This window comes from Leuconostoc sp. S50, from assembly GCF_016624925.1.
Classification (GTDB): domain Bacteria; phylum Bacillota; class Bacilli; order Lactobacillales; family Lactobacillaceae; genus Leuconostoc; species Leuconostoc pseudomesenteroides.
In genome coordinates this window covers 529532-543313 of sequence record NZ_JACVUE010000001.1, presented here as the reverse complement: position 1 = coordinate 543313, position 13782 = coordinate 529532, and the positions used below count along the sequence as shown (strand labels likewise).

At 38.8% G+C, this 13782-nt stretch carries 15 protein-coding genes; 4 read left to right on the top strand and 11 right to left on the bottom strand.

What is annotated here, in order from left to right; translation table 11 throughout:
- Positions 1 to 63 precede the first annotated feature (63 nt).
- Positions 64 to 690: a site-specific integrase gene (locus IAE53_RS02575; protein WP_148422879.1), complete on the top strand. Its 627-nt coding sequence runs from the start codon at positions 64 to 66 to the stop codon at positions 688 to 690.
- Positions 691 to 787: 97 nt separating this feature from the next.
- Here IAE53_RS02575 and IAE53_RS02570 read toward each other — a convergent pair whose 3' ends face one another.
- From IAE53_RS02570 to thrC, 5 genes are all read right to left on the bottom strand, one after another.
- Entirely contained in the window at positions 788 to 1468 is a 681-nt protein-coding gene (locus IAE53_RS02570; protein WP_200135900.1) for a cation transporter, read from the bottom strand.
- A gap of 11 nt (positions 1469 to 1479) precedes the next feature.
- Entirely contained in the window at positions 1480 to 1899 is a 420-nt protein-coding gene (locus tag IAE53_RS02565; protein ID WP_010291539.1) for a MarR family winged helix-turn-helix transcriptional regulator, read from the bottom strand.
- Between the two features lie 100 nt (positions 1900 to 1999).
- The gene (locus IAE53_RS02560) at positions 2000 to 2548 is read right to left on the bottom strand and encodes a 5-formyltetrahydrofolate cyclo-ligase (RefSeq protein ID WP_234456345.1); all 549 of its coding nucleotides are present in this window, start codon (positions 2546 to 2548) and stop codon (positions 2000 to 2002) included.
- A gap of 37 nt (positions 2549 to 2585) precedes the next feature.
- A complete protein-coding gene (gene glyA, locus IAE53_RS02555; protein ID WP_188352624.1) occupies positions 2586 to 3818 on the bottom strand; it encodes a serine hydroxymethyltransferase in 1233 nt (410 codons plus the stop codon).
- Positions 3819 to 3910: 92 nt separating this feature from the next.
- Positions 3911 to 5380, bottom strand: coding sequence for a threonine synthase (gene thrC, locus IAE53_RS02550; protein ID WP_148422882.1), 1470 nt, complete (start codon positions 5378 to 5380; stop codon positions 3911 to 3913).
- Positions 5381 to 5487: 107 nt separating this feature from the next.
- Between thrC and IAE53_RS02545 the strand changes: the two genes are divergently transcribed.
- Genes IAE53_RS02545 through IAE53_RS02535 form a run of 3 tightly spaced genes read left to right on the top strand, consistent with a single transcriptional unit; the run spans position 5488 to position 9029 of the window.
- Positions 5488 to 6765, top strand: coding sequence for a homoserine dehydrogenase (locus IAE53_RS02545; RefSeq protein ID WP_148422883.1), 1278 nt, complete (start codon positions 5488 to 5490; stop codon positions 6763 to 6765).
- On the top strand, positions 6762 to 7640 hold the full coding sequence (gene thrB / locus IAE53_RS02540) for a homoserine kinase (RefSeq protein ID WP_148422884.1): 879 nt from the start codon (positions 6762 to 6764) through the stop codon (positions 7638 to 7640). Before IAE53_RS02545 ends, thrB begins: the two co-directional genes overlap by 4 nt.
- A 33-nt stretch (positions 7641 to 7673) precedes the next feature.
- Complete coding sequence (locus tag IAE53_RS02535; protein WP_148422885.1) at positions 7674 to 9029, top strand: aspartate kinase; 1356 nt, start codon at positions 7674 to 7676, stop codon at positions 9027 to 9029.
- A 52-nt stretch (positions 9030 to 9081) separates the two neighbouring features.
- Here the strand turns inward: IAE53_RS02535 and IAE53_RS02530 are convergent, their stop codons facing one another.
- From IAE53_RS02530 to IAE53_RS02505, 6 genes are read right to left on the bottom strand one after another with little or no spacing between them, the layout of a single operon-like run.
- Complete coding sequence (locus IAE53_RS02530) at positions 9082 to 10044, bottom strand: asparaginase (RefSeq protein ID WP_148422886.1); 963 nt, start codon at positions 10042 to 10044, stop codon at positions 9082 to 9084.
- The gene (gene recO / locus IAE53_RS02525; protein WP_148422887.1) at positions 10041 to 10826 is read right to left on the bottom strand and encodes a DNA repair protein RecO; all 786 of its coding nucleotides are present in this window, start codon (positions 10824 to 10826) and stop codon (positions 10041 to 10043) included. Before recO ends, IAE53_RS02530 begins: the two co-directional genes overlap by 4 nt.
- Before the next feature lie 59 nt (positions 10827 to 10885).
- Positions 10886 to 11797, bottom strand: coding sequence for a GTPase Era (gene era / locus IAE53_RS02520; protein ID WP_148422888.1), 912 nt, complete (start codon positions 11795 to 11797; stop codon positions 10886 to 10888).
- A 46-nt stretch (positions 11798 to 11843) separates the two neighbouring features.
- The gene (locus IAE53_RS02515) at positions 11844 to 12311 is read right to left on the bottom strand and encodes a diacylglycerol kinase family protein (protein ID WP_010291527.1); all 468 of its coding nucleotides are present in this window, start codon (positions 12309 to 12311) and stop codon (positions 11844 to 11846) included.
- A complete protein-coding gene (gene ybeY / locus IAE53_RS02510; RefSeq protein ID WP_010291522.1) occupies positions 12295 to 12777 on the bottom strand; it encodes an rRNA maturation RNase YbeY in 483 nt (160 codons plus the stop codon). The genes IAE53_RS02515 and ybeY overlap by 17 nt, the downstream gene beginning before the upstream one ends.
- On the bottom strand, positions 12777 to 13769 hold the full coding sequence (locus tag IAE53_RS02505) for a PhoH family protein (RefSeq protein WP_148422889.1): 993 nt from the start codon (positions 13767 to 13769) through the stop codon (positions 12777 to 12779). Before IAE53_RS02505 ends, ybeY begins: the two co-directional genes overlap by 1 nt.
- Positions 13770 to 13782 lie beyond the last annotated feature (13 nt).

The window sequence follows — 13782 nt, the reverse complement described above, 5'->3', positions numbered from 1 at the left end:
TTTCATTTTACGGACTGAATAAAAATAGTCCATTTTTTTAGTATAAGAGCATATGCAGAAGGTATGATAAAACGAGACCCTACTATCAGAGTAAAAACTGTTGGCTTAGATGGTAAAGATAGCAATATGAAGTTTTTAGAATTAGACGAAATGAAAAAGTTTGAAAGCTATGCTTATGATCGGTATTTAGAAAACGATGCTTTCTTGGCCATGATAATCTCTATTCACACCGGTTTACGATTTGGAGAAGTAGCGGCACTGCGACAATCTGATATAGACTACCAACATAAAGAATTATCAGTAACGAAAACCATTGATATGTACGGAAACGAAAGAAAGCCGCAAACTAAAAATAGTATTCGAAAAATAAAAATCGACGACACCCTCTTAGATACTTTAAAATTAATCGAAACAGTAGATGACGATTATATGGTGAAATCCAACGCTCAAAGAGTTACTTGGTATATACATTCTGCAACCAAGGAATTAGGAATCAAAAATGTAACCTTTCACGCATTACGACACTCACATGCTTCATACTTAACTTCACGAGGTATTGCGATTCAATATGTATCAGAACGTTTAGGACATGCTGATGTTTCTATCACTCAACAAGTATATTCTCACTTGCTAAAGTCACTACGCGACCAAGAGGAAGATAAAACAATATTCCTTTTAAACGCACTGTAAAGTGTACAAAAAGTGTACAAATGATATAGAAAATAGTAGTATTTAATAGTTATTGTTAGTAAATAGAAAACCCATTAAAACATTGTTATATCAACATTTAATCCATTAAATCAGCGTTTATATAAAATTGGTTAAAACATATCAAAAATCTTTGAAAAGTCATTTTGATAGTAAAGGCAATTAACGTTATTGTGACAAAAAAATCGCCAGTATACAACAAAAAATGTAATGGTGAATGAACTGGAATTAAGAAAATTAACAACGCTGCCACGCCAATACCTGAAGACATAATACCATCAATTAAAGTGCCTTTTGTTTCAGTCAATAGCAGGGTACTGCTATTGTTGATCTTCTTATTTTGTCGCGAATAAAACCATGATAACATAAACGATAAACACACCATTACCATTTCGTATGGTAACACTGGGCCCACATTCATCATTTGTCCTTCCCCAAAGGCAAAATAAAGATAGGCCTTGACACTAACAGTTACAACTGACAAAGATAACAAAACAATTGTCAATAATGACTGACATAAAGAAAATATCGGTTCTAAAACAAATAAACCATCTGGAAATCGTTGACTCTTCTTGCTACTCACTTTTGAAATAATAATTGATACCATACCTGAAACCAGTGTGATGACAGTAAAGTAAGCGTCTACAAACAATGCCTCAATATCAGTAATTAAAAAAACCGTAATCCCCGACACCGCCATTATAGTATTAATTAGAATGCCCAGCCACAATCCACGCTGTTCAATTCGTTTTTGATTCATTTGATTTTCCTTTACAAATTTTGATCAACTTTCTGCATCAGCTGCTGTAACTGATGTTGTTCTGACTCATTCAAAATTGATATTGCGTCTAAAAATACCTGATCAAAAAGTCGATAATTCTGCTGGCAATGTCGCAACATTTCCGGACTTAGCGTCAGGTACATTACCCGTTTATCATGTTGAGACGGTTTTTTAACTAAGTAACCGGCTTGCACAAAGCGTTTGACAATACGTGTTGCAGCAGGCTTGGAAATACCCGCTTGATCCGCAAACTGAGTTGCTGTTGTTTCCGATTGACTATACAGAATATCTAAATAATATTCATCATTAGCCGACAATTCCGGAAAAAGTTGACTTCTTGTCGGACTATTTTGATAATTAATAGCCACTTTGTCATAAAGTTTTGAAAACAATTGACTAATTTGTTCCATTACATCACCCCCAAGTAGTTAACATAAGTAGTTACTTTTGTTAACTACTTATGTTAACTATACGCATTGAAACTTGATTTGTCAATAAAAAAATATATCTTTAATCTTTTGTCTCTTGAATTGTTAGCACTTCTTGAATTCGCTGATCGTGAGATTCAATAGGTAAAGCATTTTTAACCTGACGACTTAACGCTAACGCAACCGTTTTGCCGGTATAATTTTCCAAAAAACGATCATAGTATCCCGCCCCGAATCCAAGACGTGCGCCATTTTTTGTAAATGCCAACCCCGGAACAATTACTAAATCAATCTTATTTTCTGGCACAGCACTATCAGTAACAGGTTCTCTAATTGACAATTGACCTGTTTGTAAATTAGAAGCATCATCAAATGGTACAAATATCATTTGATGGTGAACAATTTTAGGAACAACAGTTTTTTTGTTTGCTGACCAAGCGGCTTCAATAATTGGCGCTGTATCCAGTTCTAATGGCATACTCAATGTCACAGCAATCGTTCCTGCCTCCTGCCAAGCAGCTGTCTCGAAAAGAAGCTGGTAGAGTTGGTTTGATTCCATCTTTTTTTGATGTATTGATAATGTTTTTAATGCTTCTTTTTGCAGTTGCCGTTGTTCGTTTTTATTGATCATGATTTCACCAAAAAAGCTGGCTGAGCCAGCTTTCATTTTATTCAAACAAATGAGACATTGCCAAGACTTCTGCGTCACGTTTCACTTGCTTTAACACTTTCTCATCATCATGGTGATGAATAGCTGTTACAATCAATTGAGCGACTTGACGTGCGTCATCTTCACTGAACCCACGCGTTGTAATTGCCGGAGTGCCAATACGAATGCCTGAGGTCACAAAAGGACTGAGCTGTTCATTCGGTAAGGCTTCTTTATTTGTTGTAATCGATACTGAATCAAGTAGTTCTTGCGTTTGCTTACCGTTTAAACCAGTTTGCGTCAAATCCAAGTTAAACAAGTGATTATCTGTGCCACCTGTAACAACACGGATATCGGTTGTATCATTGAATACTTCAGTCATTGCCTGCGCGTTAAGGATCACTTGTTTTGCATACGCTTTAAATTCTGGTCGCAAGGCTTCACCAAATGCAATCGCCTTACCTGCAATAACATGTTCCAACGGGCCGCCCTGTGATCCGGGAAAAATAGCCGAATTAATTTGCTTTGCATACTTTTCCTGTGACAAAATAACACCACCGCGTGGTCCACGTAGCGTCTTGTGTGTGGTTGAAGTAACTACATCAGCAACGCCGACCGGATTAGGATGCAATCCTGCTGCCACGAGTCCTGCGATATGTGCCATATCAACCATCAAATATGCTCCGACTTCATCGGCAATATCACGGAACTTCTGAAAATCAATAATACGTGAATACGCAGAAGCACCAGCAACAATCATTTGTGGCTTTACTTCACGTGCTTGCTGTGCAATTGCCTCATAGTCTAGTCGCTCAGTTTCAGAATCAAGACCGTAAGTATAAGACTGATACATTTTACCAGAAAAACTAACTTTGGCGCCGTGTGTTAAATGACCACCGGCATCCAAATCCATGCCAAGGATTTTATCGCCTGGCTTCAAGAATGCCATATAGGCAGCAGCGTTAGCTTGAGATCCCGAATGAGGTTGTACGTTTGCATATTCGGCACCAAACAATGCCTTAAGACGATCAATAGCAAGTTGTTCAACGACGTCAACATACTCTGTGCCGCCATAATAACGTTTGTAAGGATAACCTTCAGCATATTTGTTCGTTAACACAGAGCCTTGTGCGGCACGAACAGCTTTTGAAGCAAAATTTTCGGAAGCAATTAACTCAATTGTGCGGTTTTGACGGGCACCTTCTTGTTGAATAGCGCTCCACACTTCAGAATCTAATTCACGATATGACATTTCGTTCTCCTTGCATTTAATATAACTATATTATACACGTAAATGTTTATTATTTTGACCTAATATCGTACATTTTACCGAAATATTGTGCTTTATTTATCAAAGAGTTCGGTTTTTAATGATTTTAAAATATCATTTGGCGTAATTACTTTTTGATGCAAGATTGGTTTATCAAATAAAGTTAGCACCTGACTTGGAATGTCTGTATTGGTCTTACTTGACAAACGTGTCAATGCTTCAGCACCTTCAATTGGCTCATCACCAAGCGCTGATAAAATAGTTTGTGGAAATTTATATGGGCTCGCAGTGGCGGCTAATAAGGTGGGGATGTTTTGATCACTGACTAACTGATAGGCATAGCGTCCGACAGCAGTATGAGGATCAATTAAATAATTGGTTTGATCAAATACCGACAAGATAGTGTCGCTCACTTGCTTTTGTGTTGCAAAACACGATTTAAACTGTTTCAAATTGCGGCGCGTTCGTTCAGACAATTTGTATTGCCCTTCATCAGCTAATGCCGTCATATATGATTGAACTTCTGAAGCATCACGATCACTTGCAAAGTATAACACTCGCTCTAAATTGCTCGATACCAGAATGTCCATTGCTGGCGCATTTGTGACTTTAAATGGCCGCTTACTATCATAAACACCAGTATTAAAAAAATCTGTTAAAACGTTGTTTTCATTTGAAGCAACCACAAAATCATTGACAGGTAACCCTATTTGACTAGCATAGTAAGCCGCCAAAACATTACCAAAATTACCGGTTGGTACAACAATGTTAATTTTATCCCCAGCATTGATATCATTTTGTCGAATTAGTTGAGCGTAACTATAAAAATAATAAACAATTTGTGGCACTAATCGACCAATGTTAATTGAATTTGCCGACGAAAAACGCATGTGATGGTCAGCTAATTCTTGAACGAGTTTTTGATTGCTCAAAAGGGTCTTAACTGCTTTTTGAGCATCGTCAAAATTGCCAGTGATTGCTGTAACGTGGGCATTTTTACCCGTTTCACTTACCATTTGTTGACGTTGGATATCACTGACACCAACTTCTGGATAAAACACCACAATTTCTGTATTTGGTACATCCGCAAAGCCACTCATAGCCGCTGTCCCAGTATCCCCAGAAGTTGCGGTCAAAATGACCACTTTATCACTAATGGCCTGCTTTTTGGCGGCAGTTGTTAGCAAATGTGGTAACGCTTGAAGTGCAACATCTTTAAAAGCTAATGTTGGACCATGGAACAATTCAATATAATGCAGATTATTTTCCTGATGTAAAGTGATAATTTTCTCATTATCCCACTGACGACCATAGGCTTTACAGATGATATGATCTATTTCTGATACGCTAAAATCATCAAAAAATGCGTCGAAAATTTGCGTCGCAATTTCCGTATACGTTTGATGGCTAAGTGTGTCCCAATCTACTGATATTTCGGGCCACGATTCTGGTACATAAAGGCCGCCATCTGGCGCAATACCATTCAATATAGCCTGACTAGCAGAAACTGCCGGTGCTCCCCCGCGCGTCGATATATACTGCATTTAATTAAGTTCCTTTACTGTTATTTTAATTTATTATAACAAATCTATTTATTTGTTGCTTTAAAAATGATAAAATTATAAGACATTAAATATAAAAGGGAAAAAATATGGAACTTGGAATTGGTCTTTTTGGACTTGGCACAGTCGGCACAGGTGTCGTTAAAATTTTACAACAAAATGCACACCAAATTACCGAACGTACTGGCGCTAATTTGGTGGTGCGTCATGCCGTTGTGCATAATTTAAATAAGCAGCGAACGGGTTTTGTCCAAGATTTTCCAATTACTGACCAACCATCCGACATTTTAAATAATCCAGATATTCAGATTGTTGTGGAAGTCATGGGCGGTATTAGTGAATCCTACGATATTATCAAGCAAGCAATCACCGCGAAAAAGCACGTCGTGACTGCTAACAAAGACCTTATTGCTAGTCATGGTCAAGAGCTCGCTAATTTAGCTAATGAAAATGGCGTAGACCTCTATTATGAGGCTGCCGTAGCCGGCGGTATTCCAATTTTGCGAACACTTGCAACTAGTTTTACTGCCGATGAAATTACTCGTGTAGCTGGTATTATTAATGGTACAAGTAATTTTATTTTGACACAAATGGCATCAAATGGTTTGACATACGAGAATGCTTTGGCTTTGGCACAAGAAAAAGGCTTTGCTGAAGCTGATCCTACTAATGACGTCGCTGGTTTCGACGCCGCCTATAAGCTCATTATTCTTTCAAATTTTGCTTTCGGCGTACAACCCGTCTTGGGAGATGTTAGCATCAGTGGGATCACGAACTTAACGGATTTAGATATTGAAGATGCCCAAAGTTTTGGTTATGGCATCAAATTGCTTGGGGTTGCGCAACGCGTTGGAGATTCAAATAACGCTATTAGTATTGAAGTCGCGCCTCACTTAGTACCTTTTGATCATCCGCTAGCGACAGTTCATAATGAAAACAATGCTGTTTTGGTTAATGGTGAGTCTGTGGGTGAAGTCATGCTTTATGGTCCCGGTGCGGGTGAAATGCCAACTGCTAACTCAGTTTTAAGTGATCTGACAAATGTTGCCACGAATTACACACCAGGTAAGCCATTTAACACATTTAATCAAAATCTTGATTTAGCCAAACCGTCCCAACGTGTGGCACGTCGATTTGTAGTCGTTGATGTCGCTGATACACCTGGTGCAATGTATTCTGTGACAGGTATGTTTACCTCAGCCAAAATTAGTTTCACCGATTTAAAGCAAACACCTGCTAAAAATGGCTATGCACGTCTTGTTGCACTCACATATCCTGCCTCAGACGCACAACTAAATGTCATTAAAACGACTATCCGCAACGCAGATGGTATCAATCTAGTCTCGGAGTACAAAATTTTCTCATGATTACAATAAAAGTGCCAGCCACTAGTGCCAACATTGGTCCGGGATTTGATTCTTTGGGCTTGGCTCTAAGTCTATATTTAACACTTGAAATTCACGAACCAACAGACAGTTGGAAAGTTTTTCATGATTACGGCGACAGCATGCCCTCTGATCAAAATAATTTTATTGTCTCGACGGCATTGCGTATTGCACCTTCGTTGAAACCACATCGCTTAGTTGTAAAATCAGATATTCCACTAGCTCGTGGTCTTGGTTCTTCCTCATCAGCTTTGATTGCTGCTTTATCAATGGTTAATATCTTAGACAATAAGCAATACACTAAAGAAGATTTACTTCAAATTGCCACTAAGCTAGAAGGACACCCTGACAACGTTGCACCGGCTATATTTGGTGGTGCAGTCGCTGCTTATTATGATGGGACAACTGTCTTTCACACGCCATTACATTTTCCAAGGTCATTAAGCTTTGTTACTTTTATACCAGATTATCAGCTCTTGACGGAAAAAGCACGCGCCGCCTTACCAAAAGACTTACCTTTCAAACAAGCTGTTGCTGCCAGCGCAATTAGCAATACGCTTGTAGCGGCTTTAGCTGGCAATAATATCGATACTGCACGGCACCTAATTGAACAGGATCAATTTCATGAAGAGGCACGAGCACATCTTGCCCCAGAACTGACAATCATTCGTCGTATTGCACACCAGCAAAACATTATTGGTACTTATTTGTCGGGTGCTGGTCCAACTATCATTTCTGTTGTTGATGAAACGGAAGCCCAACGCTTAATGACAGCGATTAATTTGGCCCAATTACCTGGAAAAACCTATCATTTACATACCGATTTAACCGGTGCTACAGTTCAAACAAACGATTAGGAGGACGCGTGTCAATTAGCGCGCGATACCATTATGAAAGTTACAAAATTCGGCGGTTCATCTTTGGCTGACGGTCAACAACTAAAAAGAGTTTTTGATATTATCCGAGATGATTCAGAACGTAAAGTTGTGGTTGTGTCAGCACCTGGAAAACGTTTTAAAGATGACACTAAAGTAACTGACTTGCTTCTCAGTTACGCCAGAGCAACAATTGAAGATACAGACGCGACCGACATCATTGACGCTATCAAACATCGTTATCACGCAATCGGCAACTATTTTGATTTACCAGACTACGACTTAGCTGATTTAGATGAACAAATTGATCACTTGTCAACCAAACATTACCGCTCTTTTGATTACTTATACGCCGCATTCGCCGCTCATGGTGAGTATCTGAATGCGCAATTAGTAGCCAAGGTTTTTACTCACTTGGGTGTTTCAGCAAGATTTATTGATCCAAAAGAAATAGGTTTATTGGTCGATGATAACGCGCGCCAAGCAACTTTTGACACGAAATCATACGATACCATCGCTGAACTTGATTTATCAACATCAGAACGCCTCATTGTACCAGGATTCTTTGGCTATACTAAAAGTGGTGATATGGCAACCTTTTCTCGAGGCGGATCAGATATTACCGGCGCGATTATGGCACGTGGTCTACGAGCTGACTTATACGAAAACTTCACTGATGTCAGTGCAATCTACGCTGTTAACCCGAATATTATTGACAAACCAGCTGCGATTGAGCAAATGACTTATGATGAAATGCGTGAATTGTCTTATGCTGGGTTTGCCGTATTTCATGATGAAGCAATTATTCCAGCTATTCAAGGTGGCATACGTATTAATATCAAAAATACCAATGATCCTGAGGCCCCAGGGACATTTATTGTCCCTCCAACTGAAGTTCAGCAATCCCGTCCGGTGACTGGCATTGCTAACTCGAATCGTTTTGCGGCACTATATCTCCATCGTTATTTATTAAACAAAGAGGTCGGCTTCACACTCAGAATTCTTGAAATCTTAAAGCGTCATCAAATATCCTATGAACACATGCCATCAGGTATTGACGACTTGACAATCATTTTTGACAAAACACTTTTAACTCAAGAAAAAATAGATGGTATGCTGGCAGATATTGCATCGGAAATTAAACCTGATACGCTCAAATGGCTTCCCAGCTACGGAATTATAATGGTAGTCGGTGAAGGGATGCGCAATCGTATTGGTGCATTGACTGAAATTGTATCACCATTAAAAGAACATCATATTAGCTTACAAATGGTCAACCAAGGTGCCAGTGAAATATCAATTATGCTTGGTATTCAGCCGGACCTGTCAGACCGTGCCGTCAAAGCAATCTATGAAAACATATTTAAATAGTTAAAAGGGCTCAAAATTTGAGCCCTTTTTATAATGTATCAATAATTTTCTATTAAACACTTCGTAAATAACGACGTAAATCATCAGGGGCAAGTTGATTTTCAAGGCCAATCAACAGCTTCAAACGCGCTTTAGGACCATTAATACTGCTGGCAAAAATGACACCTGCTCGTTCTAATTGTACGCCACCACCTAAATAATCATATACAGGCTCGGCTACGCCATTAAAACTACGTGAAACTATCACAACAGGAATGCCCTTTTCTAGCACAACACTTACACCCTTTGCGGCTTCTCGGGACAAATTACCGGCGCCCAATGCTTCAATAATCAGACCGTTAACATTAGCATCAGCCAATAATTGGAATAATTGACCATCCATTCCAGCATAAGCCTTTAAAACTGGTATATTCTGGTTAACCTGCTGAATTGGTAAAACGTGACGTCGCGGCAAGTCATAAAAATAAATCACTTGTCTTTTAGTGAGTAAGCCCATCGCGCCACTAATTGGTGAAGCAAAAGTTGCCACGTTAGTTGTATGGGTTTTAGTCACAAATCTAGCAGCATGAATTTCGTCGTTCATGACAACCATCACACCACGCTTCCGTGAAGCGTCTGAAGTTGCAACACGCAAAGCTGATTGATAATTATATAAACCATCAGAACCCAACTCATTAGAAGACCGCATTGCACCAGTCATCACAATTGGAAAGTCAACTTTGAGGGTACTATCCAAGAAAAAAGCAGTTTCTTCTAATGTATCCGTACCATGTGTAATAACCACACCATCAAATTGGTTGCCTGCTGCTAATATTCGCTGCTGTAACTGCAACATATGTTTTGGTCCAATATGTTCACTTGGCAGGTTAAAAATGCTTTCAACCTGCAACACAACATCTGTTATTTTTACCTGAGCTTCAGTCAATGGATTGACAACACCAGTCTCAACATCACCATCTTCATCTTCATGCATTGAAATTGTACCACCAGTGTGCAAAACTAGTATTTTTGTCATATATCTGTCTTCTTTCTAAAGTTTATGAGTTGATTTTGCCATGAGTGCATTTGCTCAATAAATACCTTTGCTCTTGGTTTCAGACCAACCTGATTTTCATAAATGTAATCAATAACCTTTTGTAAGCCACGCTTCGTTTTAGTAGACATGTTGATTTCATGGACTTGCCGCATATCAATAATGCTAAATTGTCTTAAATAAAAAACCGTTTTTTGATCCAACATGAGTCGATGATCATCCAAATCAAAATGTTCTTCAGAAATGATGCCATTATACTTTTCCGAGTAATCGAATCGACCGTCAGTTTGACCGCTAATAGGATCAGCACGCCAATTGGGAGCAATCCCGAGCGGCACTAGCAGTTGAATTTCAAAAATATTTGCGATTATTTGTGGATCTAATTTCTCATCTAATTTCTGTAATGCAATTGCTAATTGATTATACCAGCGTGTGATAATTTGATTTTCTTCAAATGTTGCATCAATCAAACTCACAATCAAAGCGGCATAGGCATTAACCTCAATATCATCGACTAATCGAGAAAACATCTTCACTGATTGAATATCATTAATATAACCTAGACCACTGTCTTTTTTTGGCCAAGCCCCTTCAAAGGTTATCAATGCGTAAGGCTGCACACCGCCAGCCAATTTTGATTTAGGTCGTTTGGCCCCCCGCGCCAAAAAAGTCCGCAAACCAGCCGTTTCAGTTAGTATGCGAACTAATAAATCATTATCCTTGTATTGTTTTGTGTTTAATACAATGCCATTAATTATTGCCATAACACGAAGCCATCAAATTTTCCTTCATGAAATTGAATTTGCGAGATACCTTGCTAAAATTAATAATCTTCTTCACTATAACCCAATGTTTGTAACGCTTGTGGTCGATCACGCCATCTTGGCTCAACTTTCACCCAGGTTTCTAAGTAGACTTTGTCACCCATCAAACGCTCAATATCTTTTCGAGCACGAGTTCCAATTTGCTTAATCATTGCACCTTGTTTACCAATGATAATGTTTTTTTGCGTTGGTCTCTCAACAATGATTGATGCTTGAATATGGATTTTTTCTTCATCCTCACGAGCCATTTTATCAATGACCACTGCAACAGAATGTGGCACTTCTTGGCGCGTTAATTGTAACACCTTTTCACGAATCAATTCTCCGATAACGAATCGTTCAGGGTGATCAGTCAATTGATCTGAATCAAAATACTGCGGTCCTTCATCCAAGTTTGCCACAATGTTATCCAGTAATTCAGGCACATTGTCACCTTCAGTTGCTGAAATTGGAAATACTTCCGTCCACTCTGGTGCATTTTCTTGGTAACTGGCAATCACATTTAACAAATCTTTTGGTGCTAACAGATCAATTTTATTAATTAACAGATAAATAGGTGTGTTCTTCACTTCTTTAAGGCGTTCAATAATGAAGTCGTCGCCACGTCCTCTCGGCATTGAAGCATCAGCCACAAACCAAATTGCGTCAGCTTCATGCAAGGCTGAAAAAGCAGACTTAACCATAAAATCTCCCAAAGAATTTTGTGGCTTATGCACGCCTGGCGTGTCAATAAACACAACTTGGGCGTTATCAGTTGTGTAAATACCCTGAATTTTGTTTCTCGTAGTTTGTGCTTTATCCGACATAATGGCAATTTTTTCGCCCACAATACGATTAAGTAATGTGGATTTTCCAACATTAGGTCGCCCAATAATGGCCACAAATCCTGATTTAAATACATTTTCTGTCATAATATATTACGGCGCCTAGGCCCATTTTCTCCTAAAAATCTATCTACTATCTACTAAAATTATGAATAAACTGCGAAAAGTTCGTCACAATACCAAACTGACGCCAAACATAGGGCTGAAAAACAATCAATAAAATAATAATTTCAAAAGCGACCGCAGCTAAAACACCACCAGCAGCAACATCTTTAGCTAAACCTGCCAAAGGATGGTAACGTTTCTCAACAACTAAATCAACTAATGCTTCAATAATCGTATTCAAAAATTCACTTGAAATAACTGTAAAGACAGCTACTGTCACCCACAACCAATCCGAACGAACCAAACCATAATGTAAACCAGCAATTAAGATTAAAAAGCCCAAAAATATATGAATTCTAAGGTTACGCTCACGAACTAAAATCATCCAAATGCCATGCAATGAATTTTTTAAGGCACGAAAAAAGGAACTATTCCTTTGTACCTTCTTATTATAATCTTTTGGTGCACCCTCTAATTGTTTATCGTCTAAGCCCATAATCGTCTAAAATCTTTCGCTGTAAATCAAACATTTCTTTCTCTTCGGCGTCTCCTAGCATATGATCATAACCATTCAAGTGTAAGAAACCATGGACAACAAGGAAGCCAAGTTCACGTTCATAACTGTGCCCCAGATACTCAGCCTGTGAAGCAATAATGTCAACTGACACTAAAATATCACCAATATTTTTTGCAAGCTCCTCATCCATTTCTTCATCGGGCAACACAGGAAAATCATCACCATCTTCTTCGATGGCAAAACTAATGACATCAGTGGGCTTGTCAATACCACGGTAAGTTTTGTTGTAACGATGAATTTCATCATTATTCATGAATGTTACTGACATTTCAGTGTTATCAGGCAGTTTTAAATAGCTGCCTGCGTAATCCAACACTGCGCGGACTAAATCCTGATGATATTGACTCACCCCATCTTTTGTTTGATCGATAATGGCTAAATCCATTAGTTTTGTTGCTCCTTTTTTAATGCTGCTAACTTCTTATCAGCTGCTTCGTAAGCGTTGACAATCAACCCAACTACTGGATGCCTGACGACATCAGCACTACTAAAATGAATAAACGAAATGCGGTTCACATCTTTTAAAATGTGTTGTGCTGCGATCAATCCAGATTTTGCACCACGTGGTAAGTCAATCTGTGAAACATCACCATTGATAATCATTTTGGACCCAAAACCCAATCGCGTCAAAAACATTTTCATTTGTTGATTTGTTGTATTTTGTGCTTCATCTAAAATAATAAACGCATCATCAAGTGTTCTCCCGCGCATGTAGGCCAATGGTGCAATTTCAATCACACCACGATCCATCAATCTTTGCGTTTGCTCAGCACCAACCAAGGTATTCATTGCGTCATATATTGGTCTCATGTAGGGATCAACTTTTTCTTTTAAGTCCCCCGGTAAGAAGCCAAGTGACTCACCAGCTTCAACAGCTGGTCGCGTAATAATTATTTTCTCGACTTCACCACGTTTTAGCGAAGCAATTGCCATAACCACAGCTAAAAAGGTTTTCCCTGTTCCAGCTGGACCAATACCAAAAGTGACGTCATTTTTCCGAATTGACTGAATATATTGACGTTGTCCAAAGTTCTTCACACGAACTGAGCGCCCTTTATTATCGCGAATCAATACTTCTGAGTATAGATCGCCAAAGTATTCAAGTGTGCCACGTTGTGCCATCGTTGTTGCACTCACAACATCAGTCGCTGAAATACTAATTTGATGCTTAATCAAATCAGTCAATTCTCGTAAAACCGCCTTTGCGAGTGATACCTTGTCCTCGTCACCCGATATAGCAACTTGATCACCACGAGCATGAAGTTGTACATCCAAACGTTCTTCAATTAATCTCAAAAAGTTATCATTCACACCGACCAATTTTGTCTGTTGCTCGGCATTTTCAAATGTAAAAAATTGCTGAATTTGCGTTGTCAAAAAGCAATTCCCC

Coding starts and splice junctions, on each gene's coding strand:
- IAE53_RS02575 (WP_148422879.1), top strand. CDS start 64: ATGATAAAACGAGACCCTACTATCAGAGTAAAAACTGTTGGCTTAGAT.
- IAE53_RS02570 (WP_200135900.1), bottom strand. CDS start 1,468: ATGAATCAAAAACGAATTGAACAGCGTGGATTGTGGCTGGGCATTCTA.
- IAE53_RS02565 (WP_010291539.1), bottom strand. CDS start 1,899: ATGGAACAAATTAGTCAATTGTTTTCAAAACTTTATGACAAAGTGGCT.
- IAE53_RS02560 (WP_234456345.1), bottom strand. CDS start 2,548: ATGATCAATAAAAACGAACAACGGCAACTGCAAAAAGAAGCATTAAAA.
- glyA (WP_188352624.1), bottom strand. CDS start 3,818: ATGTCATATCGTGAATTAGATTCTGAAGTGTGGAGCGCTATTCAACAA.
- thrC (WP_148422882.1), bottom strand. CDS start 5,380: ATGCAGTATATATCGACGCGCGGGGGAGCACCGGCAGTTTCTGCTAGT.
- IAE53_RS02545 (WP_148422883.1), top strand. CDS start 5,488: ATGGAACTTGGAATTGGTCTTTTTGGACTTGGCACAGTCGGCACAGGT.
- thrB (WP_148422884.1), top strand. CDS start 6,762: ATGATTACAATAAAAGTGCCAGCCACTAGTGCCAACATTGGTCCGGGA.
- IAE53_RS02535 (WP_148422885.1), top strand. CDS start 7,674: ATGAAAGTTACAAAATTCGGCGGTTCATCTTTGGCTGACGGTCAACAA.
- IAE53_RS02530 (WP_148422886.1), bottom strand. CDS start 10,044: ATGACAAAAATACTAGTTTTGCACACTGGTGGTACAATTTCAATGCAT.
- recO (WP_148422887.1), bottom strand. CDS start 10,826: ATGGCAATAATTAATGGCATTGTATTAAACACAAAACAATACAAGGAT.
- era (WP_148422888.1), bottom strand. CDS start 11,797: ATGACAGAAAATGTATTTAAATCAGGATTTGTGGCCATTATTGGGCGA.
- IAE53_RS02515 (WP_010291527.1), bottom strand. CDS start 12,311: ATGGGCTTAGACGATAAACAATTAGAGGGTGCACCAAAAGATTATAAT.
- ybeY (WP_010291522.1), bottom strand. CDS start 12,777: ATGGATTTAGCCATTATCGATCAAACAAAAGATGGGGTGAGTCAATAT.